The sequence below is a fragment of the Kitasatospora sp. NPDC029367 genome (genome assembly GCF_055569135.1).
In genome coordinates this window covers 5,196-28,061 of sequence record NZ_JBVHYH010000038.1, presented here as the reverse complement: position 1 = coordinate 28,061, position 22,866 = coordinate 5,196, and the positions used below count along the sequence as shown (strand labels likewise).

Annotated in this window: 18 protein-coding genes and 1 pseudogene; 10 read left to right on the top strand and 9 right to left on the bottom strand. The window is 74.0% G+C overall.

Features of this window, described 5'->3' with window-relative positions; translation table 11 throughout:
- Positions 1 to 70 precede the first annotated feature (70 nt).
- Positions 71 to 778 carry a Tat pathway signal sequence domain protein gene (locus tag ACZ4W5_RS21120; protein WP_465656139.1) on the bottom strand — a complete coding sequence of 236 codons (708 nt, stop codon included), beginning with the start codon at positions 776 to 778 and terminating at the stop codon, positions 71 to 73.
- Between the two features lie 299 nt (positions 779 to 1,077).
- Here ACZ4W5_RS21120 and ACZ4W5_RS21115 point away from each other — a divergent pair, with 299 nt between their 5' ends.
- On the top strand, positions 1,078 to 2,655 hold the full coding sequence (locus ACZ4W5_RS21115; protein WP_360240998.1) for an alpha/beta hydrolase: 1,578 nt from the start codon (positions 1,078 to 1,080) through the stop codon (positions 2,653 to 2,655).
- A 58-nt stretch (positions 2,656 to 2,713) separates the two neighbouring features.
- Here ACZ4W5_RS21115 and ACZ4W5_RS21110 read toward each other — a convergent pair whose 3' ends face one another.
- Complete coding sequence (locus ACZ4W5_RS21110) at positions 2,714 to 3,361, bottom strand: DedA family protein (RefSeq protein WP_360241001.1); 648 nt, start codon at positions 3,359 to 3,361, stop codon at positions 2,714 to 2,716.
- Positions 3,362 to 3,592: 231 nt separating this feature from the next.
- On the opposite strand from ACZ4W5_RS21110, the gene ACZ4W5_RS21105 reads away from it, so the two are divergent.
- From ACZ4W5_RS21105 to ACZ4W5_RS21085, 5 genes are all read left to right on the top strand, one after another.
- The gene (locus tag ACZ4W5_RS21105) at positions 3,593 to 4,588 is read left to right on the top strand and encodes a hypothetical protein (RefSeq protein WP_465656136.1); all 996 of its coding nucleotides are present in this window, start codon (positions 3,593 to 3,595) and stop codon (positions 4,586 to 4,588) included.
- Positions 4,589 to 4,686: 98 nt separating this feature from the next.
- Positions 4,687 to 5,685, top strand: coding sequence for a LysR family transcriptional regulator (locus ACZ4W5_RS21100; RefSeq protein WP_465656135.1), 999 nt, complete (start codon positions 4,687 to 4,689; stop codon positions 5,683 to 5,685).
- A 239-nt stretch (positions 5,686 to 5,924) separates the two neighbouring features.
- Entirely contained in the window at positions 5,925 to 7,298 is a 1,374-nt protein-coding gene (locus tag ACZ4W5_RS21095) for an MFS transporter (protein ID WP_465656133.1), read from the top strand.
- A 24-nt stretch (positions 7,299 to 7,322) separates the two neighbouring features.
- Positions 7,323 to 8,000 carry a response regulator transcription factor gene (locus ACZ4W5_RS21090; protein WP_465656131.1) on the top strand — a complete coding sequence of 226 codons (678 nt, stop codon included), beginning with the start codon at positions 7,323 to 7,325 and terminating at the stop codon, positions 7,998 to 8,000.
- A complete protein-coding gene (locus ACZ4W5_RS21085; RefSeq protein ID WP_465656130.1) occupies positions 7,997 to 9,376 on the top strand; it encodes a sensor histidine kinase in 1,380 nt (459 codons plus the stop codon). Before ACZ4W5_RS21090 ends, ACZ4W5_RS21085 begins: the two co-directional genes overlap by 4 nt.
- Positions 9,377 to 9,395: 19 nt before the next feature.
- Here the strand turns inward: ACZ4W5_RS21085 and ACZ4W5_RS21080 are convergent, their stop codons facing one another.
- From ACZ4W5_RS21080 to ACZ4W5_RS21050, 7 genes are all read right to left on the bottom strand, one after another.
- The gene (locus tag ACZ4W5_RS21080; protein WP_465656128.1) at positions 9,396 to 9,767 is read right to left on the bottom strand and encodes a fic family toxin-antitoxin system, toxin component; all 372 of its coding nucleotides are present in this window, start codon (positions 9,765 to 9,767) and stop codon (positions 9,396 to 9,398) included.
- Positions 9,768 to 9,979: 212 nt separating this feature from the next.
- Positions 9,980 to 10,936 (bottom strand): TAXI family TRAP transporter solute-binding subunit, encoded by a 957-nt coding sequence (locus tag ACZ4W5_RS21075; RefSeq protein ID WP_465656126.1) that lies wholly within the window; start codon positions 10,934 to 10,936, stop codon positions 9,980 to 9,982.
- A 121-nt stretch (positions 10,937 to 11,057) separates the two neighbouring features.
- On the bottom strand, positions 11,058 to 12,884 hold the full coding sequence (locus ACZ4W5_RS21070) for a phospholipase C (RefSeq protein WP_465656124.1): 1,827 nt from the start codon (positions 12,882 to 12,884) through the stop codon (positions 11,058 to 11,060).
- Between the two features lie 445 nt (positions 12,885 to 13,329).
- On the bottom strand, positions 13,330 to 14,814 hold the full coding sequence (locus ACZ4W5_RS21065; RefSeq protein ID WP_465656122.1) for a SufS family cysteine desulfurase: 1,485 nt from the start codon (positions 14,812 to 14,814) through the stop codon (positions 13,330 to 13,332).
- Positions 14,801 to 16,216 (bottom strand): family 2B encapsulin nanocompartment shell protein, encoded by a 1,416-nt coding sequence (locus ACZ4W5_RS21060; RefSeq protein ID WP_465656121.1) that lies wholly within the window; start codon positions 16,214 to 16,216, stop codon positions 14,801 to 14,803. Before ACZ4W5_RS21060 ends, ACZ4W5_RS21065 begins: the two co-directional genes overlap by 14 nt.
- 423 nt (positions 16,217 to 16,639) lie before the next feature.
- Positions 16,640 to 17,206, bottom strand: a complete 567-nt coding sequence (locus ACZ4W5_RS21055; protein WP_465656120.1) for a signal peptide protein — start codon at positions 17,204 to 17,206, stop codon at positions 16,640 to 16,642.
- Between the two features lie 160 nt (positions 17,207 to 17,366).
- Positions 17,367 to 19,340 carry a glycoside hydrolase family 5 protein gene (locus tag ACZ4W5_RS21050; RefSeq protein WP_465656119.1) on the bottom strand — a complete coding sequence of 658 codons (1,974 nt, stop codon included), beginning with the start codon at positions 19,338 to 19,340 and terminating at the stop codon, positions 17,367 to 17,369.
- Positions 19,341 to 19,769: 429 nt separating this feature from the next.
- Between ACZ4W5_RS21050 and ACZ4W5_RS21045 the strand changes: the two genes are divergently transcribed.
- The 4 genes and pseudogenes from ACZ4W5_RS21045 to ACZ4W5_RS21030 form a co-directional block, all read left to right on the top strand.
- Positions 19,770 to 19,925 (top strand): DUF6131 family protein, encoded by a 156-nt coding sequence (locus ACZ4W5_RS21045; protein WP_360241040.1) that lies wholly within the window; start codon positions 19,770 to 19,772, stop codon positions 19,923 to 19,925.
- A 104-nt stretch (positions 19,926 to 20,029) separates the two neighbouring features.
- Positions 20,030 to 20,203: a CsbD family protein gene (locus ACZ4W5_RS21040; RefSeq protein WP_360241043.1), complete on the top strand. Its 174-nt coding sequence runs from the start codon at positions 20,030 to 20,032 to the stop codon at positions 20,201 to 20,203.
- A 334-nt stretch (positions 20,204 to 20,537) separates the two neighbouring features.
- Positions 20,538 to 21,956, top strand: coding sequence for an APC family permease (locus ACZ4W5_RS21035; RefSeq protein ID WP_360241046.1), 1,419 nt, complete (start codon positions 20,538 to 20,540; stop codon positions 21,954 to 21,956).
- A gap of 64 nt (positions 21,957 to 22,020) precedes the next feature.
- Positions 22,021 to 22,830: pseudogene (locus tag ACZ4W5_RS21030) on the top strand (amidohydrolase); the annotation flags it as partial.
- Positions 22,831 to 22,866 lie beyond the last annotated feature (36 nt).

Below are 22,866 nucleotides of genomic sequence, written 5' to 3'. Positions count from 1 at the left end.
TGCCCCGGTCTGATCGTTTCGTGCTGCCGCCGCCCGGTCGCCCCGGGGCGACCGGGCCGCGGTCCGGCGGTCAGTTCACATAGACCGCCGGGGCGCCGGACTGGCTGGTGTCGGTGACCGGGCCGTAGCTCGCCGAGAAGTAGCCGTCGCCGGGGCAGAGGCCGGAGCCGCCGCTCTTGGCGAAGTGCTCGTTGGTGAAGGTCAGGCTCTGGCCGCCGTTGTCGGCGGCGCCGGTGAAGGCTCCGCTGAGCCGGTAGGTGCAGGTGATGGTGCCGAACCAGCTGTTCAGGACGGCGGTGGCCTGGATCTGCCCGGCGCTGCCGCCGGTCAGGGTGACGGGCAGGCCCGCGCCGTCGGCGATCGAGACGCCGTACGGGAGGGTGTCGACCGTCAGGCTGCGCACCGAGGTGACGCCGGTGACGTTGGCGGTGCAGGAGCCGAAGGTGAGGCCGGTCAGGGACTCGGTGGCGGTGCCGGGGGCGGCCGGGTTGGTCAGCACGGTGGCGGACAGCCGGGAGGTCGCGCAGGTGACGCCGGTGGTGCTGGTGGCGGTGGAGTAGAAGGTGGCGGAGCGGCCGGCGAGCGGTGCGGCGAGGGCGTCGCCCGCCGCGACGGCGGCGCCACCCGTGCTGCCGGTGGTGAGCACGGGGCCGGCGGCGACGGGGGCGGTCGCGGCGGTCGGGGATGCGGCGACGGTGGCGGGAGCCGCCGCGACCAGGGCGAGCGCGGCGAGTACGGAGACGGTCAGGGCAGCGGTGCGGTGGGGGAGTGCGCGCATGGGAAAGCCTCTTCCTCGGTGAGGGACGGGAAGGCGAACTTCCGCTGCTCCCGGAGGACTCCCGAGGGACGGGGAGCGGGGAGCTGACTCCGTTGTAGGACCGTGTCGGTGACCCGTCAAGGTACGGCGGCGAAGCTGCTGACGTTTCGTCAACAACGATCGGACGGCCCGGTTCGGCGAGCCGACAGCGCGCGGAGAGCGTGGTGTCAGTGCCCTGACAGTTTCCTGGCAGCGCCCTGACGGTGCGGAACGGAAGACTCCGTGACGCCCACTCAGCCGATCGACCGAGAGAGCCGCCCATGCCCCGACCCCGCACCACCGCCACCCTCCGCGGCGCCGCCGCCGCGGCCGTCGGCCTGCTGCTGGCCGCCCTCCCCCCGGCCGCCGCCTCGGCCGCCGCGCCCGCCCCACCGGTGCCGGTCCTGACCTGGGCCAAGCCCTGCGCCCCCGGATTCCAGTGCGACACCGCCCAGGTGCCGCTGGACCACCGCGACCCGCACGGCCGCTCCATCGACCTGGCGCTCATCCGCCACCCCGCCGACGACCCGGCGCACCGGATCGGCACCCTGTTCTACAACCCGGGCGGCCCGGCGATCCCCGGCACCCTGGCGCTGCCCTCCACCACCCCGCTGTTCCCCGAGGAGGTCCGCCGGAGATTCGACATCGTCAGCTTCGACCCGCGCGGCGTCGGCGCCTCCACCACCCTGCGGTGCTTCCCCGACCCGGCCGGCGAACAGGCCCTGCTCGGCGGACTCCCCGCCGGCTACCCGATCGGCGCCGAACAGCAGTCGCGCTGGGCCGACACCTACGCGCAACTGGGCCGCCGCTGCGCCGAGAACGACCGCACCGGCCTGCTCGCCCACTTGTCCACCGCGGACGTCGCCCGCGACCTCGATCTGCTGCGCCAGGCTGTCGGCGACCGCAGGCTCAGCTACCTCGGCACCTCCTACGGGACGTACCTCGGCGCCACCTACGCCAACCTCTTCCCCGGTCGGGTGCGCGCCATGGTCCTGGACAGCGCCGTCGACCCGGTGGCCTGGTCCACGGGCCGCACCCCGCAGGACCGGGCACTGCCGCCGTTCCTGCGCACCGGCAGCGACCTCGGCTCGGCCCGCACCCTGGACGACTTCCTCGACCGCTGCGGCGCCGCCACCCCGGCCGACTGCGCCTTCTCCGCGGGCAGCCCGGAGGCGACCAGGGCCAAGTACGCCGCGCTGACAGAGCGCCTGGCGCACGGACCGGTCACCGTCGGCACCGGCGCGCAGGCCGTCACCTACGACGAGGCGAGCGCCGTCTCGACCGTCGCGCTGCTGCTGTACTCGGCCCAGCCGCTGCCGCAGCTCGGCAGCCGCGGCTGGGCCGCCCTGGGCGGGCAGTTGCAGAGCCTGTGGACCGCCGCCGACAACCCGGCGGCACCCCTGCCGACCGGTGCGCAGCCCGGCCAGACGCAGGTCCTCGGCGTGCTGTGCGCCGACACCGTCAACCCGCCCGCCGGCACCGGCTACCCGGCCCTCGCCGACCTCGCCCGGGAGCGCTCCGGCGCCCTCGGCCCGTACTGGGTCTGGCAGACCCAGCGCTGCGCCGACTGGCCGGCCGAGGCCGCCCGGGACCGCTACACCGGGCCCTGGGACCGCTACACCGCCGCGCCCGTGCTGGTCGTCGCCAACACCGGCGACCCGGCCTGGCCGTACCAGGGCTCCCGCGCGCTGGCCGACACCCTGGCCCGCGGCCGGCTGCTGACCGTCGACGGCCCGGGCCACAGCGTGCTCGGCAACCCGAGCGGCTGCGCCGCCGGCTACGAGGCGCGCTACCTGCTGGACGGCGACCTGCCGCCGCGCGGCCGGGTCTGCGCGCCGGACGGGCCGCCGTTCCGGTAGCGGTCGGTGACCGGCGGGCGGGCCTGCCCGGATCGGTGACGGTCCGGTCCGGCCCGGTTCAGTGCTCGCGGTCGCCGCCGCCGTCCTGGTCCGACGGCTCTCGGCCCCGCGCGTGGTGGCGCCGGAGGAACCAGACCAGCAGGGTGACGGCGACGAGAGCGGCGATCGTGATGGCGGCGACCCGGCCGACGGTGCCCTCCACCCTGCTGTAGGCGGCTCCGGCGAAGTAGCCCAGAAGGGTGAAGCCGAAGGCCCAGGCCAGCCCGCCGAGGGCGTTGTAGAACAGGAACCGGCGGTACGGCATCCGGGACATCCCGGCCAGCGAGGGCACCAGCGGGCGGAAGAAGGCGATGAAGCGGCCGACGAACACGGCGGCCGGTCCGCGCCGGCGGATCAGGTCCTGCGCCGTCTCGACCCGCTTCGCGTGCCGCCGCAGCGGGCGGGTGCGCAGGATCGTCGGGCCGAGGTGGCGGCCGATCTCGTAGCCGGCGGAGTCCCCGAGGACGGCCGCGCAGACCACCACCAGGATCATCCAGCCGAGCGAGACGCTGCCCTGGTGGGCGATGAAGCCGCCGAGGACGGCGGCCGACTCGCCCGGGATGAAGAAGCTGAAGAACAGCGCGTCCTCGGTGAAGACCATGGCGCCGACGACCGCGTACACGACCGGGCCGGACAGTCCGCGCAGCCAGTCGGTGATCGCGTGCATCCGCCGCACCTCGCCGGTGATCGGTCCCCTTTCTGCCCCAATGTAACGCTTGTCCGGTGTGGTGCTTGTCGGCGGTGCCGTGCCCGCCCGGGTGCACGAACGGAGCGGAGGGCGGCCGGAGTGGGTCAGAAACCCGGCCTATGACCCCATAGGAAAGGGGGTACTACTCGGATCTGGTCGGTGCACGGAGGATTCCCGGTGTATTGATCATCAACGGGACGAGGGAATCACGTGCAACTGAGCAGAATGGCCGCCGCCACCGCCGTCGCCGCAGGGGCCACCGGGCTCGTCGCGGCGGCGGTGCTTCCGACCGCGGCGGCGGCGAATCCGGTGGCAGCGACTCCGGTGACCACGACTCCGGTGACCGCTACGGCGCCCGGAACGTCGGCGACCGCGACGGAGGCCTCCCTGGAACTGCGCGGACTGCCCCGCGACTTCGAACCCGGGGCCGACTGGCAGGAGTTCGCCGTCGTTCTCCACCGCTCGGAGACGGACGGGCGGTTCAACCGGCTGTTCTTCGAGGTCCACGACACCCAGTACGCCGGGATCAGGTCCGATCAGATCGAGGTCCAGTACTTCCTCGACGGCCGGTGGCAGTCGACCACGTCGTCCAACGATCCGACGGACAACTGGCAGGACTTCCCGCTCCCGGAGGACGAAGGGCCCATTCCGCCCGGTGTCACGGAGATTCCGATCCGGTTGAAGTTCGGGCCGGACAACCCGTTCACCGACCGGGTCGACATCGGCGTCAGGAGTTACCTCGGCAAGGACGACATCGTGCAGATGCAGCCCGTGAAGGTCATCCGGCTCGTCCCCGGACATCCGACCCCGACGACGACGCCGACCACCACCCCGACGTCGACGCCCACATCCACGCCCACGTCCACGCCCACCTCGACACCCACGTCCACGCCGACGTCGACGACCACCCCGACGGCCACTCCGAGCGGCACGCCCACGGACCCCGGTGGCCCGGGGGAGTCACCCGGCCCCGGCCCCTCCGGCAGCCCGAGCCCGTCCGCCTCGGCGGCCCCGCCCGCAGCGGGCCCAGGCACCGGCGGCGAGCGCTCCCCCGGGCCGGCAGCCCCCGCGCCCGGGGCTGAACTGGCCCGCACGGGAGCGGACTTGGTCGGCACCGCGCTGCCGGTCGGCCTCGTCGCGATCGCTGCGGGTGCCGCCCTCGCCCTCGCCGCCCGGGCGGCCCGTGCTCGCCGCCGACGGCGCTGAACCCCACCACGACCAGAACCCCCGAGGGCGGGACGGCAGTTCGCCGTCCCGCCCCGTTCCGTCCGGCTCGATCCGCCCCGACGTCCGTGGACCCCACCATGCCGCTTTCCCCCCGAGTGCCCGACCTCCCCAGCCTGGAGCTGCTGCTCGCCGTCGCCCGGCTCGGCAGTCTCGGCCGGGCCGCCCGGGAGGTCGGCATCAGTCAGCCGGCCGCCTCCGCCCGGATGCGGGTGATGGAGACCAGGATCGGGGTAGGCCTCCTCGAACGCTCCCCGAACGGTTCCCGCCTGACGCCGGCCGGGGTGCTGGTCACCGGCTGGGCCGGCCGGGTGCTGGAGGCCGCCGGGGCGATGGACGCGGGGATCGAGGCGCTGCGCGGCGAGCGCGACGACCGGTTGCGGGTCGCGGCGAGCCTGACGGTGGCCGAGCACCTGTTGCCCGGCTGGCTGGTCGCCCTGCGGGCGGAACGGCCGGACACCGTGGTCTCGTTGAGCGCCGACAACTCCGGTCTGGTGGCCGAGAAGGTGCTGCGCGGCGAGGTCGACCTCGGGTTCGTCGAGAGCGCCACCGTCCCGGCCGGGCTGGACACCGCGGTGGTGGCACGGGACGAGCTGGTGGTGGTGACCGCCCCGCAGCACGCCTGGGCGCGCCGCAGCCGGGTCGCCCCCGAGGAGTTGGCGGCCGCCCGGCTGATCCTGCGGGAGGCGGGGTCGGGTGCCCGGCAGGTGCTGACGGCCGTGCTGGCGCCGCACGGCGGGCCGGCCGGCCCGCTGCTGGAGCTTCCCTCCTCGACGGCGGTGAAGGCCGCAGCGGTCGCCGGGGCCGGGCCGGCCGTGCTCAGCCGGCTGGCGGTCGAGGAGGACCTGCGGGCGCGGCGGCTGGTGGCCGTCCAGGTCACCGGGGTGGACCTGAGCCGGTCCCTGCGGGCGGTCTGGCCCAGCGGCCGGCGTCCGCAGGGACCGGCCCGCGACCTGCTGTCGATGGCCGGCCGCGCGGTCCGCCGGGGTCCGGGCCGTACCGCCTCGGGGACGGCGTACGGCTCCGGCTCCGGTCCGGCGTTCGGTTCGGCGTCCGGTCCCGGCTCAGCCCGCCGCTGACCGGGCCGCCTCGCCCATCGGCCGAAGCAGCCGAAGCAGCCGGAGCAGCCGGAGCAGTCGCAGCCGATCGACGGGCCGCAGCCCCAGGCCGGGCGGTCGCACCGAGGAACACGACGGGTGAGCCGCGGCGCAGGCTTCCTTAGCGGAACGTAAGTTCTGCGCGGCGCTCCTTGCCGCCGCCCCGCGGGCGGCGGCACGCTCTGGGACACCCACCCGCCGTACCAGCCGCTGGAGCCGCCATGTCCCCGTCCGCCGCCGTCCCGGCCGCCCCCGCTCCCCGCCCCCAGCCGCCCGGCGCGGACCGCGCCCGGCGGCGGCGCGCCCTGATCGGCGGGTCGCTGGGCAACCTGGTGGAGTGGTACGACTGGTTCGTCTACGCCAGCTTCGCCGTCTACTTCGCCGACGACTTCTTCCCCGGCAGCGATTCCACCGCCAAGCTGATGAACACGGCCGGCATCTTCGCGGTCGGCTTCCTGATGCGCCCCGTCGGCGGCTGGCTGCTCGGCCGGGCCGCCGACCGGCACGGCCGCAAGAGCGCGCTCACCCTGACCGTCACCATGATGTCCGCGGCCGCCGTGCTGATCGCCGTCGCCCCGACCTACGCGCGGGCCGGCTACCTCGGCGCCGTCGTGCTGCTGCTCGCCCGGTTGCTCCAGGGCATGAGCATCGGCGGCGAGTACGCAGCCAGCGCCACCTACCTCACCGAGGCCTCCGCACCGAACCGGCGCGGCCTCGGCTCCTCCTTCCAGTACGTCTCGATGACCTGCGGCCAGCTCCTCGGCCTGGGCATCCTGATCGTCCTGCAGCACACCCTCAGCAGCGCCCAACTGCACTCCTGGGGCTGGCGGTTGCCCTTCCTGCTCGGCGCCGTGCTGGCCGTCGTGGTGCTCTGGCTGCGCCGTCGGCTGCCGGAGACCGAGGCCTTCGCCGCCGAGTCCGCCGGCCGGGAGCGGGCCGACGCCCGCGGCACCCTGCGCAGCCTGTGGGAGCACCGACGCCAGGCCGCCCTGGTGATGGCCCTGACCCTCGGCGGCACCGTCGCCTACTACACGTTCACCACCTACCTGACCAAGTACCTGATCGGCAGCGCCGGGCTCGCCAAGGACACCGCCACCCTGGTCAGCTTCACCGCGCTCGCCGTGTTCGCCGCCGTCCAGCCGCTGGCCGGGCTGCTCTCCGACCGGATCGGCCGCCGCCCGCTGCTGATCACCTTCGCACTCGGCTGCACCGTCGGCACCTACCCGCTGATGACCGCCCTCGGCTCGGCCTCCGGCTACTGGTCCGCGCTCGGCCTCTCGCTCGTCGCGCTGCTCGTCGTCACCGGCTACACCTCGATCAACGCGGCCGTGAAGGCCGAACTCTTCCCCACCCGGATCCGCGCCCTCGGCGTCGCGCTGCCGTACGCCCTCGCCAACGCGCTGTTCGGCGGCACCGCCGAGTACATCGCGCTCTGGTTCAAGAACAGCGGCCACGAGTCCGGCTTCTTCTGGTACGTCTCCGGCTGCGCGCTGGTCTCCCTGGTCGTCTACGTGCTGATGCCCGACACCCGGCACGCCGTGCTCGACCCCGCGGAGACCCCGGCGCCGACCGCCGCGGCGCAGCCCGTACCGTAGTCACCTCACCGCCGGGGAGGGTTCGTGCACATGCTGCTGGTCGAGGACGACGACCGGATGGCCCAGGCCCTCGCCACCGCGCTCGCCCGGCGCGGCCACACCGTGCGCCGGGTGGTCCGCGCCGCCGAGGCGCTGCGGCACGTCCGGGAGGCCGAGTTCGTCCTGCTCGACCTCGGCCTGCCCGACCTGGACGGCCTCGACCTGCTGCGCAAGCTGCGCACGGTGTGCGCGGTGCCGCTGATCGTGGTCACCGCGCGCAGCGAGGAGCGGGACGTCCTCCAGGGCCTGCGGGCCGGCGCCGACGACTACGTGGTCAAGCCGTTCCGGATGGCCGAACTCATCGCCCGGATCGACACCGTGCGCCGCCGCACCGGCGCCGCCCCGGAACCGGCCGGCGGGCAGCGGCAGGTGCGCACCGGGGACGTCACGATCGACCCGGCGGCCCGCACCGTGACCGTCGGCGGCGCCGAAGTCCGGCTCACCCGCCGCGAGTTCGACGTGCTCGCGCTGCTCGCCGCGCAACCCGGCGACGTCCGCTCCCGCGAGGAGATCCTGGACCGGATCTGGGGCGACGCCTTCCTCGCCTCCTCCCGCTCGCTGGACGTGCACGTGGCCGGCATCCGGGCCAAGACCGGCCGGGCCGCCCTGGTCCGCACCATCCGCGGCTACGGCTACCAACTCGGCTCCCTGGAAGGCCGGTGAGGCGCCGGCTGCTGGCGGTGCTCACCGCGCTGATCGGTGCGGCCGTGCTGCTGCTCGCCCTGCCGCTGGCCGACTCCTACGCCCGCGGTCGCACCGAACACCTGCTGCTGCAACGCCGGGCCGACGGCGTCCGCTTCGCCGAGCTCGCCGACCGGATCCGCACCGACGCCGACCGCCGTGAACTCGACGCCGAACTCACCCGCTACGCCCAGCTCTACGGCGCCGCCGTGACGGTGGTCGACACCGCCGGACACACCGTCGGCCGGGCCGGTCCGGCCCCGGTCGGCCCCGCCGCCCGGCAGGCCGAGGACCGCGCCCTGACCGGCCGCTCCACCGAGGCGCTGCCCACCGTCCTGCCCTGGGGGCCGGACACCGTGGTGCTGGCCGAACCGGTCGGCCAGGACGAACGGGTCGGCGGCGCCGTCCTGTTGACCGTCCCCACCGACGCTGCGCGGCACGACGTGCTGGTCCGCTGGACGCTGATCGCGGCCGGCGCCGTCACCGCCTTCGGCGCCGCCGCCCTGGTCGCGGCCGGCATCGCCCGCTGGCTGCTGCGGCCCGTCCACGAACTCGACCGCGCGGTCGCCACCATGGCCGACGGCTGCTTCGAACCGCGCGCCGCCGTCGCTGCCACCGCCGACACCGGCCCGCCCGAACTGCGGCGGCTGCGCGAGCACTTCGACGGCATGGCGGCGGCGGTCGGCGAATCGCTGCGCCGCCGCCGGGACTTCGTCGCCGACGCCTCGCACCAGCTGCGCAACCCGCTGGCCACCCTGGTGCTGCAACTGGAGAACGCCGAGCCGTACGTCGCGCCGGGCCCCGGCCGGCAGGCGCACGCCCTCGCCCTGGACGAGGCGGACCGGCTGGGGGAGCTGCTCGACGGCCTGCTCGCCCTGGCCCGGCTGGAGGCGGCCGCCGCGCCGGTCGAGGAGCAGGACGTCTCCGCGGCCGTGGCCGAGCGGGTGGCGGCCTGGGGCCCGGTGTTCGAGGCGGGCGGCCCGGAGCTGACCGCCGAGATCACCCCCGGGCTGCGTGCCCGCGCCCTGCCCGACGCGGCCGGGCGGATCCTGGACGCCCTGCTGGACAACGCCGGCAAGTTCGTCCCGCCCGGGGCCCAGGTCCGGGTGACCGTCCGGCCCGGCCCGGACGGCGGCGCGGTGGTCCGGGTCCGGGACACCGGCCCCGGTGTCCCGGACGCTCAACTCCCCTTGCTGCTGGGGCGCTTCGCCCGCGCACCGGAGCACCAGAACCTCCCGGGCACCGGTCTCGGCCTGGCCATCGCGGACGAACTCGCCCGGGCCGGCGGCGGAACGCTCACCGTCGCGCCCTCGCTGCCGCACGGGCTGACCGTCGAGTTCCGCCTCCCCGCGCCCTGAGCGGTTCAGTGGTGCCGGCTCAGTGGTACCAGGTGCGGATGGAGGCGGCGGCCTCCCGGACGTCCGCGCGCCCGGCGCGGATGCGGGCGGCGAGGTCGGCGGCGGCCTTCGGGCCGGCGGTGACGGTGACGCCGGAGGCGGTGAGGTAGGCGGCGGCGACGACGGCGGCGAAGTGCTCGTTGCCGGACTCCAGCGCGGGCACCCGGATGAGCTGGTGCATCAGCGCGGCGGCGCGCTGGTGCGGGCCCTCGTACACCGGCACGTCCATGACCTCGTCGGCGTGCCGGGCCACGGCGGCGGAGAGGGTCCCGTAGTCCGTGATGTCGGGGTCGGTGGGCAGGAAGCGGTGGGCGATGTCCAGCAGCCAGGCCCGGTCGATGCGCAGGATCACGCCGCGTCCAGGGCGGGTCCGCGCCGCCTGCGCGCGTGCTGTTCGGGGGCCGCATGGATCTGGACCTGGACCTGGACCTGGTCGGCCGGCCGGACGTTCAACCACATGCCCCGCAGCGTAGCCAGGTGTACCGGGAGCTACAAACCGGGCGCGGCGGGTTCGGGGGCGGCAGGGCGGCACCTCCTGACCGACCAGCACCTCCTGACCGGCCGTCACCCGTACACCGAGCGGTAGTAGGCCGCCGCCCCCGGGTGCAGCGGGACGGCGCCGGTGGAGACGGCGAAGCGGGGTTCCAGCCGGGCGCCGGCCGTCACCGAGCGCAGCAGGGTGGCCCATTGGTCGAAGAGGATGCCGAGCAGCTGTCGGACGGCGTCCTCGGGGACGCCCGGCCGGGCGGTCAGGTAGTTGCCGACGCCTAGGGTGGGGACGGGCGCGGCCAGGTCGTAGGCGCCGGCGGGCAGGGTGACGGCCGTGTACACCGGGCCGTAGCGCTCCCGCAGTTGCGCGGCGACGGTGTCCAAGGGCACGAACCGCAGCGGCAGTTCACGGGCGAGCGCGGACACCGCGGGGGTCGGCACGCCGCCGGACCAGAACACCGCGTCCAGGGTGCCGTCGCGCAGCGCGTGCAGTGACTCGGCCAGTCCGAGGGACTGCTGCCGTACGTCGATCCCCGCCCGGCGCAGCAGCCGCCCGGCCGTCACCTGGTTGCCGGAGCCCACCGCGCCGGTGGCCACCCGGCGGCCCGCCAGGTCGGCCAGCTCGCGCACCGGCCCGTCGGCCGGGGCGAGCAGGTGTAGGTAGTTGACGTACACCCGGGCCAGCGCCGTCAGGCCGATCGGACGCTCGAAGGTGTCGCGGCCCAGGACGGCGTCCTCGGCGACGTCGGCGGTGGTGAGCGCCAGGTCCACCGAGCCGTCGGCGAGCTGCTGGAGGTTGTCGACGCTGGCCGCGCTGCTCACCGGGGTGAGGGTGGGGTGTCCGCTCGCGTTCACGGCCTCGGTGAAGGAGTGTCCGAAGGCGTTGTACGGCCCGCCCTCGGGCCCGGTGGCCAGCCGCAGCGCGCGGTCCGGTGCCTCGTGGCGGGAGCAGCCGGCCGTGCTGCCCGTGCCGAGGGCCGCCGCCAGGGCCGCGCCCAGCAGGGTGCGGCGGCGCGGGGCGCTGGCGGTCATGGCGGGAAGGGTAGCCCAGCCCGGGGCTGCGGCGGGCGCCGGGCCCGGGAACGCGGGCACCGCCGGGCCCTGGGAGCAGGACCCGGCGGTGCCGGAGGTGGTGCGGGGTGCGGGCCGTGCGTCAGGCGCGGCGGCCGCGCTTGCGGCGGGCGAGGAGGACCGCTCCACCGCCGACCGCCAGCAGGGCGACGGCCGCGGCCGCGATCGGCCCGGTGGCGGAGTTGGCGCCGGTCTCGGCCAGCGGCGGGCCGGAGACGCTGCTGGTGGCCCCGGCGACGGCGGTGGAGCCGGTGGCCGAGGTGGCCGAGCCGGCCGGGGTGGTGGCGGAGGAGCCGCCGGTGGGCCGGCCGCTCGGGGTGTCGCCGCCGACCGGGGCGCCGGTGGTCGGGTCCAGGATCAGGGTGGCCGACTGCGGGTTCTTGAAGTCGAACATGCCCTCGATGGAGCCGGCGTGCTCGTCGAAGGAGGAGTCGCCGATCCGGCCGGTCTTCCAGTTGTCCTCGACGAAGCGCAGGATCGAGGTCTGGTCGGTCTGGGTGTGGTCGACGAAGTTGGCCTTGGCGTACGGCGAGACGACCAGCAGTGGCAGGCGCGGGCCGAAGCCGCAGCGGTCGGCGTAGCCGCCCCAGCCGGCGTCCTTGCCGCACTGGCCGGCGCCGCTCAGGCTGTCGTTGGCCGCGTCCCGGGAGCCGTTGACCGGCTCGGCGAACTTGTGGTCGTACCAGCCGTCCGAGTCGTCGTAGGCGATGACGACCGCGGTGGAGGCCCAGTCCTTGGACTTCTGGAGCTTGTTGACGGTGTCGACGACGAACTGCTGCTCGTCCAGCGGGTCGGAGTAACCGGCGTGGCCGTCCTGGTAGTTGGCGGCCTTGAGGTAGCTGACGGCGGGCAGGTTGCCGTGCTGGAGGGCGGAGTCGAAGTCGGTCAGGTCGTACTGGTGGTTGGCCTGGCCGGCGTGGCCGATCTCGTCGACGTCCTTCGGAGCGAGGTGCTTCGGGTTGGCCGTGGACTTGTAGTACTGGAAGGGCTCGTGGTGCGGGTTGTAGTCGGTCTGCGAGGCGCCCACGATGTTCTTGTGCGCGGAGTCGCAGACCGCCTTGCCGTCCTTGGTCCCGGTCGGCTTGAAGCCGCCCTGGAACCAGCCCCAGCTGACGCCCTTGTCGTTGAGCAGGTCGCCGACGTTCCTACCGGTCATCACCAGCTGGTTGTGCGCGGCGCTGGAGCAGTCGTCGTAGCCCGGGTCCGGGTCGTTGATGAGGGTGCCGATGCCCTTGGCGTCCGGGGAGGCCACCACGTAGGCGTCGGTGGTCTGCTGGCCGGTCTTCGGGTCGACCGGGTAGCCGCCGTGAGTGTTGCCGGTGATCAGGTTGATCGCGCCCGGGGTGGAGGGCCCGTAGTTGGTACCGAAGGAGTTGTCGCTCATCGCGAAGCGCTGGGCGTAGTTCCAGTAGCCGGTGACGGTGTTGCCGTCGTAGTAGTCCATCACCAGGCCGGGCGCGGTGTACATCGGAGCCTTGCAGTTCTCGATGTCGGTGTGCTCGACGAACTTGTCCATCTTGCCGCCGTCGAAGGCGAGCTGCTCGTCCTTGTAGGTGTGGTCCTGGTCGCAGGTGACCGCCTGGGACGGGCTCAGCCGGACCGGGTTGTTCCGGTTCGGGTTCCTGTGCAGCAGGTCGTCACTCAGGCCGTCCACCTTGGGGGTGTCGGGCTTGGCGGTGAACTTCACCTTGTCGTCGGCGGTGTTGGCCGCGTTCGGGTAGGTGCCGAAGTAGTGGTCGAAGGAGACGTTCTCCTGGAATATCACCACCAGGTGCTTGACCGGGGTGGCGGTCTGCGGGCCGTCGGCGGCGAAGGCCGCCCGGGCACCGCCGAAGGCGGTCAGCGAGGCAGCACCGAGCAGGCCGGCACCGTAGCGGAGCCACCTGTCGCGGGAGGGAACTGCGTGCATGGTCGGATCCTCGACGTCATCGTCATGTGTGTCAGAAGTTGGGGCCGTGACGCGCGTAGCACGAGCGGCGCGGCGGCTAGACGCTAGAGCGTAGCGGTGAACACGGTTGACGAGTGCATGTGAACACGCGGTAAATCGCCGAGGTCCGGAACTCTTCGCCAGGGCTGCCGACGGGAAGACAAGTCCGTTGAATGCCCCCGAATCCGACGAATACGGGACGCCTTTCGACGGTTTCCGGCCAGAAATGTCGCTTCCATCCCGGCGGGGGTCGCCGACGGGCCGGGCGCGAAACCGTGGTCGATCTCACGCACGCCCCCGCCCCCGCCTCCGCTGCGGAGCGGGGCGGGGGCGGGAGATGAGGGACGGGAGATGAGGGACGGGGGGTGAGGGGCCGGGAGGTGGGGACCGGGGGCGGGGGTGGTCGGGGTGCCCGCCCCCGGTCCGGTCAGGCTCCGGCCGCGGCGGCCTCGCCCTGGAGGCCCTGGAGTGCGGCGACCAGGGCGTCGACGTCCTGCACGGTGTTGTACAGGGCCAGCGAGGCCCGCGCCGCGCTCTGCAACCCGTAGGCGGCGAGGGCGGGTTGGGCGCAGTGGTGGCCGGCCCGGATGGCGATGCCCTGCTGGTCGAGTGCCCCGGCGAGGGCGATCGGGTCCGTCCCGGCGAGCAGGAAGGTGAGCACCCCGATCTTGCCCGGGGCCTCGCCGATCAGCCGCAGCCCGGGCACCGTCCGCAGTGCCGCGGTGGCGTACGCGGTGAGCTGCTCCTCGTGCGCGGTGGCGGCCGCGCGGTCCAGCCCGGCGACGTACCGCAGGGCGGCCCGCAGCCCGGCGACCCCGCCGATGTGGCCGGTACCGGCCTCCAGGCGGTGCGGGACGGGGGCGTAGCTGGTCTCCTCGAAGCTCACCGAGTCGATCATGTTGCCGCCGCCCTGCCACGGGGGCATGGCCTCCAGCAGCTCCCGCTTGCCGTACAGCGCGCCGATCCCGGTCGGGGCGAAGATCTTGTGCCCCGAGAAGGCGTAGAAGTCGGCGTCCAGCGCGGTGACGTCCACCGGGAAGTGGGCCACCGCCTGGGCGCCGTCGACCAGTACCTTGGCGCCGTAGCGGTGGGCCAGCGCCGTCATCTCGGCCACCGGCGGCACCGTCCCCAGCACGTTGGAGGCGTGGGTGAGGGCCACCAGCTTGGTCCGGAAGGAGAGCAGGTCCCGGTAGGCGTCCTGGTCCAGCTGCCCGTCCGGGAGCAGCGGGATCGGGACGACCCGGGCCCGGCGCTCCTTGGCGATCAGTTGCCAGGGCACCAGGTTGGAGTGGTGCTCGGCGGCGGAGACCAGGATCTCGTCGCCGACGCCGAGGTTGGCCCGGCCCCAGGTCTGGGCCACCAGGTTGACGGCCTCGGTGGTGCCCCGGACGAAGACGATCTCGTCCGGGTCCGGGGCACCGAGCAGCTTGGCGGCCTCGGCGCGGCCCTCCTCGTAGATCTGGGTGGCCTGCTTGGCGAGGGTGTGCGCCCCCCGGTGGACGTTGGAGGTGCCCGCCGAGTAGTGCTCGCCGACCGCCTCGACCACCTGGCGGGGCTTGAGGGTGGTGGCGCCGTTGTCCAGCCAGACCAGCGGGCGGCCGTTGACCTCGCGGTGCAGCTGGGGGAAGTCGCGGCGGACGGCCTCGACGTCGAAGCCCGCGGCGGGGGCGGTGGGCGGTGACGTCCGGTCGGCCCGGCTGGGCAGCCAGTAGCGGGGGCCGCCGGCGGCGTGGGCGAGGGCCTCGGGGAGCGGGAACGGGGGCGCGGCGGCCGGGGAGGCGGCTGCCGGGGAGGTGGTGGGAGCGCTCGGTGCGGCCGCAGCTCCCGGAACAGCCGGGGCTCCAGGAACGGCCGTTGCCCCCGGGGCCGCGTTGACGCCGGTGCCGCGCCCGAATCCGTCAGGAGTAGTCATGGTAGTTGGACACCTCGACGTTCTGCAGGACGGCGACGGCGTCGTCCACCAGCGCGGCGGTCGAGAAGTAACTGGTCACCAGGTAGGAGGTGATGGCCTGCCGGTCGACGCCCATCGCGCGGACCGCCAGCCCGGGCTCGACCTCGTCCGGGACCTTGGCCGGCCGCAGGCCCACCACGCCCTGGCGCTCCTCGCCGACCCGCATCAGCAGGATGTTGGTGGTGCCGGGCGCGGAGTTGGCCGAGCCCTTGAGGTCCAGCTTGTCGGAGGGCAGCAGCGGCACGCCGCGCCAGGTCAGGAACGGGCTGCCGAACAGCTCGACGATCTGCGGCGGCACCCCGCGCCGGGTGCACTCGCGGCCGAACGCGGCGATCGCCCGCGGGTGGGCCAGGAAGAAGGCGGGCTGCTTCCAGACCCGGGCGAGCAGCTCGTCCAGGTCGTCCGGGGTGGGCGCGCCGCCGCGGGTGCGCACCCGCTGGGTGGGCACCACGTTGTTGAGCAGGCCGTACTCGGGGTGGTTGAGCATCTCCCACTCCTGGCGCTCGCGCAACGCCTCGACGGTCAGCCGGAGTTGGGCCTGGACCTGGTCCATGTCGGAGTTGTAGATGTCCGCGACGCGGGTGTGCACCTTGAGCACGGTCTGGGCGATGCTCAGCTCGTACTCGCGCGGGCTCTCGTCGTAGTCGACGAAGGTCTCCGGCAGGTACGGCTCGCCGGAGTGGCCCGAGCTGAGGTCGATCGGGTGCTCGGCGTCGACCTGGCCCCGGGTGGCCGCGAACTCGTCCAGCTGGGTGCGCAACGAGGGCTCCCGGTCGGCGAGTTCGGTGAGCAGGCGGCGGTCCAGGCTGAGCACGGTACAGGAGCTGACGGCCTTCACCCGGTACGGCATCGCGGTGCCGGCCGCCCAGGCGGCGGCGTCGAAGAAGTCGCCGTCGCCGAGCATGCCCAGCAGGGCGTCCTGGCCGTACTCGCCGGTGGCGCGCTTCTCGGCCCGCCCGGAGGCTATGACGTGCAGCTGCTCGGCCGGGGCGTCGGCGTCGACGATCAGCTCGCCGGGCGGGACCTCGCGCTCGGTGAACCCGGCGGCCAGGGCGGTGAGCACCGGGCCGTCGACCTGGCTGAGGAAGGCCAGTTCGCGCAGGTCCTCGGGGATGACCCGGGTGGCGCCGGAGCCGTCGACGTAGGTGCCGACCAGGCCGTCGCCGAGGATGAAGCCCCGGCGGCGGTTGACCCGGAAGACGCCCGCCTCCAGGTCCACCCAGGGCAGCACCCGCAGCAGGTAGCGCGGGGTGATCCCGAGCATCTGCGGCACGGTCTTGGTGGTGGTGGCGAGGTTGCGGGCGGCGGAGGTACTGAGGCTCTGCTGGCTGGGCTGGTTCTGCGGAACGGCCTCGGTGGTCACGGCTGGTCCCCTCTGCGGCAGGTGTGGGAGGACGGGATCCGACCGGTGTCGGACCGCCTCGCCGAATCTTGCCGTCGGAACGGATTGACGTGGGCACGTTTGAAGGCACCGGAGAGCGGACAGTTCCTGCGCAAACGGGCGACTCCAGCCCGCCAAACTCACTCGATCGGGTGCTCTTTCCATAACGGGGGCCGATGCTTCCCCAAGCGCACCTAGGAAGCACGGGGGGCGAGTTGGGGCGCACGGTGGGGGCGCCCCGGCCCGGGTGCCGGAGGGGCGGGTTGCATCTGTGGGTCGGGCTGCCGCCGGGCCTGACCGAGGAGGCCGCGGCCGGGGAACCGGCCGGCTTGGTGGAGGCCGCCGCGCGCCTGAGGTCCGACGCGCCGGGGGGCTGGTGGCTCAGGCGTGGACCACAGGCGGCCCTCAGGCGTAGACCGCGATCCGGGGCTCGACCGTGCCCCGGGCGGGCGAGTGCAGGACGGTGATCCGGTAACTCTCGGTGAGGGTGTGGCCGGAGTGCAGGACGATCTTCGCCGGGATCAGCGCGGTGTACAGCGTGCCGGTCTGGCTGGCCAGCGGCACGGTGTGCCAGCTGCCGTCCGTCCCCCGCAGCTCCAGCCGGATGTCGGAGGGGCTGAGGAACGGGCCCCGCTGGGGCGACTCGACCAGGATCTGCGGGGCGACCGTCTGATCCTTGGGGGTGTCGTTGCGGTAACGGAAGGTGATCTGGTGCGGCGCCCGGTCGGTCGGCAGTGCGGAGTTGGGCAGGTCCACGAAGCGCACCGGCGCGGCAGCGGCCGGACCGGAGGCGGTTGCCGTGCGGCCCGTGCTGCCTGTGGTGGCCGTGGTGGCCGTGGTGGCCGTGGTGGCCGTGGCGGCCGGGGGCGCGGCGGCCGCCCGCGCGGGCGCCGTGAGCGCTGCGGCGGGCAGGACGGCGAGGGCGGCGGCGGTCAGCACCAGAGCCCGGCGGGGGATCGTCCTGGACGGCATGGCGCCTCCTTCGGTCGAGGGGCGGCTGGGGGCCGGTCGCCCGGCGGACGGTGTCCGCGGGGCCACGGACGGTCGCCGGCCGGGCGGTTCGTACTCCACCACCTTGCACGTGCCCGGCGGATGGCGCATCCGCCGGGCCCGTGCCCGGCGGATGCGGTGATCAGCGCAGCGGGCGGCAGAGCAGCGCGTCCGGGACGCCGTACTGGAGCCAACGCCAGGTGTCGGCGACCCCGGCGACGTACTCGCCGTCGGCGCACTGGCCCTTGTAGGAGCCGGGCGCCCAGTCGCTCGCGACCGAGCCGCCGTTCGCCGGCCGGTTGTCGCCGTGGTCGAACCAGACCGTGCGACCGGTGCTCGGCAGCGCGGTGGCGGCCGGGGCGCAGAGCAGTGCGGACATCGCGTTGTTGCGGACGCTGTAGCCCACGGCGAAGGCGTTGTCCGGGCACTGGAGCTTGTCGTAGCCGGAGGCCCAGTCGCCGCCGGTGACGTAGCGCTGGTCGGTGACGGTCACCCAGTCCCCGGCGCCCAGCGGCGGCTGCCCGGCGTCGGTGCACAGGCCCCGGCTGCTGCCGCGGCCGAGGCCGGCCAGCCGCTGGCCGTCCGGGCAGTCACCCTTGCGGTTGCCGGGGCTCCAGTCGGGCCGGGCCAGCATCCGCGCCGAGACGTTCTGGTCGCCGTGGTCGAGGTCGAGCATGTTCCAGCGGGCGACCGGTGTGACCGGCCCGGTGTACGAGGGGGCGTTCACCAGCTTGTTCCAGTCGGCTGCGCGCCAGTCGCCCGGGTCGTTCAGGCCGAGCTGCCGGCCGCCGGTGTCGTAGGAGAGCAGCGCCCAGCTGTCGTTCGGGACGCCGTCGTGCTGCCAGCCGACCAGCGGCCAGACCGCGAAGTCGGTGTCGTTGGCGACCAGGAGGTCGGTGAAGCGGTCGAACCAGGCCTGCTCCTTGGCGTCGGTCGAGCCGCGACCGGCGGCGCCGAACTCGCTGACCCAGACCGGGGCGGTGAAGTGCTGGCCGTCCTGGGTGACGAACAGCGCCTCCTGGTTCACCACCTGGGCGAGCTGTTCGGGGGTGAACTCCTCGTAGCGCGGGTCGGAGGTCGAGCCCGGGCCGCTGCCGGCGCCGGTGTTGGCCGGGCCGGTGTAGGCGTAGAAGTGCGCCGCGTAGACCAGTTTGTCGGACCGGATCAGGGTGTTGGACAGGGTCGCCACCGGGGTGAGCATCGGCCGGCCGTGGGAGAACCCGGCGGCGGGGATGCCGTACCAGTTGATGCCCTCCATGATCACTAGCAGGTCCGGGTCGGCCTGGAGGATCCGGTTGCCGGCCTCCTCGAAGGCCGCGTACTCGTCGTGGGCGTCGCCCAGGCCCCAGTTGGGGTCGTCCCAGGTGTCGCGGCGCACCTCGTTGCGCAGGTCCGCGCCGACCACCCGCTTGTCGGCCTTGTAGCGGTTCGCCATGAACACCCAGTCGTCCTCCCACTGCTGGGTGCTCTGACCGCTGTTCCAGCGCTCGTTGCCGTCCAGGCCGCAGCAGAAGCGGTAGCTGGTGGTGTGGTTGTTGAGGACGACCGCGAATCCGTCGGCGGTCAGCGCGGCCACCACGGCGTCGTAGACCTGCAAGGGGGTCCTACCCCTGAGCTGCGGGTTGGCGGCGATGGCGGCGTCCGGGACGGCGGCGGTGTCGTGGATCATCGCGTTGGCGAACGGCAGCCGGACGGCGTTCAGGCCCAGGCCGTGGAAGCCCGCCAGGATCCGGTCGATCGGGGCCCGGTCCAGTCCGAGCGGGATGTTGTACGAGACCTGGCCGGCCTGGTTGTCCGCGGGGTCCGTGGTCGAGCCGCTGCCCTCCCAAGTCCCCTGCGCTCCGGCCCAGTTGCCGGCCTTGAGCTTGAACCGGTCGCCGTTGGCGTCGACCATGTACCGCCCCCGGGTGCTCAGCGGGCCGGTCCAGGAGGCGGCAAGCTGGGCCCCGGTCTGTACGGGCGCGGCGGCCTGGGTGGCGGGGGCCGTGGGCGCGGCGGGGGCGGCGGCTTGCGCGGCGGGGGCGGCGGCTTGCGCGGGTGGGGCGGCGCTGATGAGCGCGGCCAGCAGGCCGGCCGCCGCGAGCACGGCGGCGCGGGCCGTTCTGAGGGGTGTCACGGATGCTCCGGTGAGGGTGACGGGGGCAGGGCTTGTTGACGGTACGTCAAAAGCACTGCCGGAACGAGACCCGTGGACCGGCCTCCGGTGGAGCGGGCGCGACCACGCCCCGGTGCCGACGGGGGAGCCGGCGGGGGAGCCGGTGGGGGAGCCGGTGGGGGAGCCGGCGGGGGGGAGCTGGCGACCACCCGGAGCGCGGGCCCGTGGCCGGGCCGCCGGACGCGAGCCTGCCGGGTCGCCGGGGTGGGCCGGGGCTCGGACCCGCCGCAGGGGGTGCGATCCGTCCGAACCGGCCCGCGGGCCCCCTTCGACATCGGTCACCAGGGAAATTCCGGGATTCGTGAATCGAACCCCGAGAACGGGGAAGGCGCAGCATGCCTCCGCACCAGCGAAGGATCACACCGGGAGGGCGAAGGAACGGAGCTCGTCGTGATCGTCCTCGGAGTCATCCTCCTCGTCATCGGATTCGTCAGCGGCATTTCCATCCTGTGGACCGTCGGCGTCATCCTGCTTCTCATCGGCCTCGTCCTGCTGGTCATGGGCGCGGTCGGCCGCGAGGTCGGCGGCCGCCGCCACTACTGGTAGGAGCGGCCGCTCGGCGGCAGGGCGCCGCGTCCGCGCGTCGGACGCCATCACGACGCGCCGGACCCATCACGACGCGCCGGACGCCATCACGAAAGGAACCAGTCATGAGTATCGGCAAGAAGGCCGCGCACAAGGCCGAAGAGGTCAAGGGCAGTGTGAAGAAGACCGTCGGGCGGGCCACCGGCGACCGCGTCCTGGAGGCGGAGGGCCGCGGCGACCAGGCCAAGGGCGACCTCAAGCAGGCCGGGGCCAAGGTCAAGGACGCCTTCAAGCACTGACCGGCCCGGCGTGGCGCTGGTAGGCGCCCGCCGTTCCCCTCCGGGCCCGGCTCCGTCCGAGGAGCCGGGCCCGGAGGGGAACGAGCACGTTCCGGACCGCCGGGCCTTCCGGACCGCCGGGCCTTCCGTCCCACCGGCCCGAGCGCTTATGACAACAGCATTGACGTGAAACGACACCGCCGGTTTCATGGCTCGCACTTCCCCACCCCCGGGCGCCCCCCGAACCTCCGCGCCCGCCCCCACATCCCCCCACGAGCAAGGCGGTGATCCGTTGGCATCGACGCTGAGGGACGACACGGGCAGCGGCCCGAGAACCGGCGCGCAGCACGGCGCCATGCACAAGTCCATCGGCCTGCTGGACGGCGCGGCCATCGCCGCCTCCAGTACGGCCGCCACCAGCAGCATCGGGATCGGCCTCGGGCTGATGGCGGGCGTCGTCGGCCTCCACCTGCCCGCGATCATGCTGCTGGCCTTCCTCCCCGTCCTCGCCATCGCGGGCGGCTACGGACGCCTGAACGCCGTCGAACCCGACGCCGGCAGCAGCTACCGCTGGGTCGGTCGCACGCTCAGCCCCTGGCTGGGCTTCCTCACCGGCTGGGTGAACACCGTCGGCACCGTGGTCTTCATGGCCTACACCACCACCGTCACCGGCTCGGCCGTCATCCAACTCCTCGACCAGGCGCACCTGCGCAGCATCGCCGGCCTGCGCCTGGACGCCGACTCCACCGTCCAGTGCACCGTGCTCGGCCTGGTCGTCCTGATCGGCGCCGCGCTGGTCGCCGTCCGCGGCCTCGACCTCGCCGCCCGACTCCAGAAGGCCCTGCTGGTCTTCGAGTACGCGGTGCTGCTCGGCTTCTGCGGCTACGGCCTGTTCGCCGGCGACCAGCCCTTCTCGCTCCACTGGTTCAACCCCTTCGACCTGCCCTCCTTCGGCGCCCTGGCCCAGGGCATGGTGCTCGCGGTGTTCTGCTACTGGGGGTTCGAGTCCGTGTTCAGCGTCAGCGAGGAGGTCCGCGACCCGCGGGACGCCTCCCGCGGCGGCTTCCTGGCCCTGGTGGTCATGCTGCTGCTCTTCCTGCTCGCCGGGACGGCCTTCCAACGGGTGCTCCCGCTTGACGAGTTGGCCGACAACGGCGCCCACGGACTCACCTACTTCGGCACCACCCTCGCCCACCAGCCGCTCGCCGCACTGCCGTTGATCGCGCTCACGTTCTCCGCGGTGGCCTCGCTCCAGTCCTCGGTGATCCCGACCGCGCGCGGGATGTACGCGATGGGGCGCGACGGCGTGCTCGGCCCGGTCTGGACCAGGCTGCACCCGCGGCACGCCACCCCCGCCGTCGGCACCCTGCTGGTCACCGGCTTCGCCGCGCTGCTCGCCCTCGCCTCGATCGCCATCCCGACCGTCAACGACCTGATCTCGGCCGCCGTCAACGCGATCGGCATCATCGTCGCCCTCTACTACGCGCTCACCGCCGTCGCCTCCGCCGTCCGCTTCCGCGGCCTGCTGCGCACCGACCCGGTGCAGGGCCTGCGCGCGGTGGTCGGCCCGCTGCTCGGCGCGGCGTCGCTGCTCGCCGTCGGCGGCTACCTGGCCTGGACCTTCTACGACTCCACCGACCACTTCGAACTGTCCGCCGACAACGGCTGGTTCGAGCTGACCGTGGTGGTGCTGATGATCGTCACCGGCCTCCCGTCGGCAGCCTGGGCCCGCTGGCGGCGCCGCTCGCCGTACTTCCTCGACCCGACCGCCTGAGCCGCACGCGCCCGCACCGCCCGTACCGCCCGCACTCCCGTACCGCACGAACGGAGCACCACCCATGACCGAGGCCGACCTCGTCCTCACCCACGGCCCCGTCCACACCGGCGACGCCGCCCGTACCCGGGCGAGCAGCCTGGCCGTGACCGGAGGGCGGATCACCGCCGTCGGCCACGACGAGGTCCACCAGTTGATCGGGCCGCGCACCGAGGTCGTGGACCTCACCGGCAAGCTGCTGCTGCCCGGCTTCCAGGACGCCCACGTCCACGCGGTCTACGGCGGCGTCGAGTTGGCCGCCTGCGACCTCACCGGCACGGTCGGTGTGGCCGAGTACCTGGACCGGATCCGCGACTACGCCGAGGCCAACCCCGACCAGGAGTGGATCACCGGCAGCGGCTGGTCCCTGGAGAGCTTCGAAGGCGGCCTGCCCACCAGGCAGTTGCTCGACTCCGTCGTCCCCGACCGCCCGGTCTACCTGACCAACCGGGACCACCACGGCGCCTGGGCCAACACCCGGGCCCTGGAGCTGGCCGGCCTCACCCGGGACACCCCCGACCCGGCCGACGGCCGGATCGAACGCGAACCCGACGGCACCCCGGCGGGCACCCTCCAGGAGGGCGCCACCGCACTGGTCGCCCGCCTGGTGCCCCCGGCCACCGCCGCCCAGCGACTGGCCGGCCTGCTCCGGGCCCAGCGCCTGCTGCACTCGCTCGGCATCACCGGCTGGCAGGACGCCCTGCTCGGCGAGTTCAACGGCCAGCCGGACCCGTCCGACGCCTACCTGGCCGCCGCCCGCTCCGGCGAGCTGACCGCCCGGGTCACCGGCGCGCTCTGGTGGGACCGCTCGCGCGGCGCCGAACAGATTCCCTCACCCCGTCTGTTCCCCGCCCAGGTGTGCCCCGCCTAG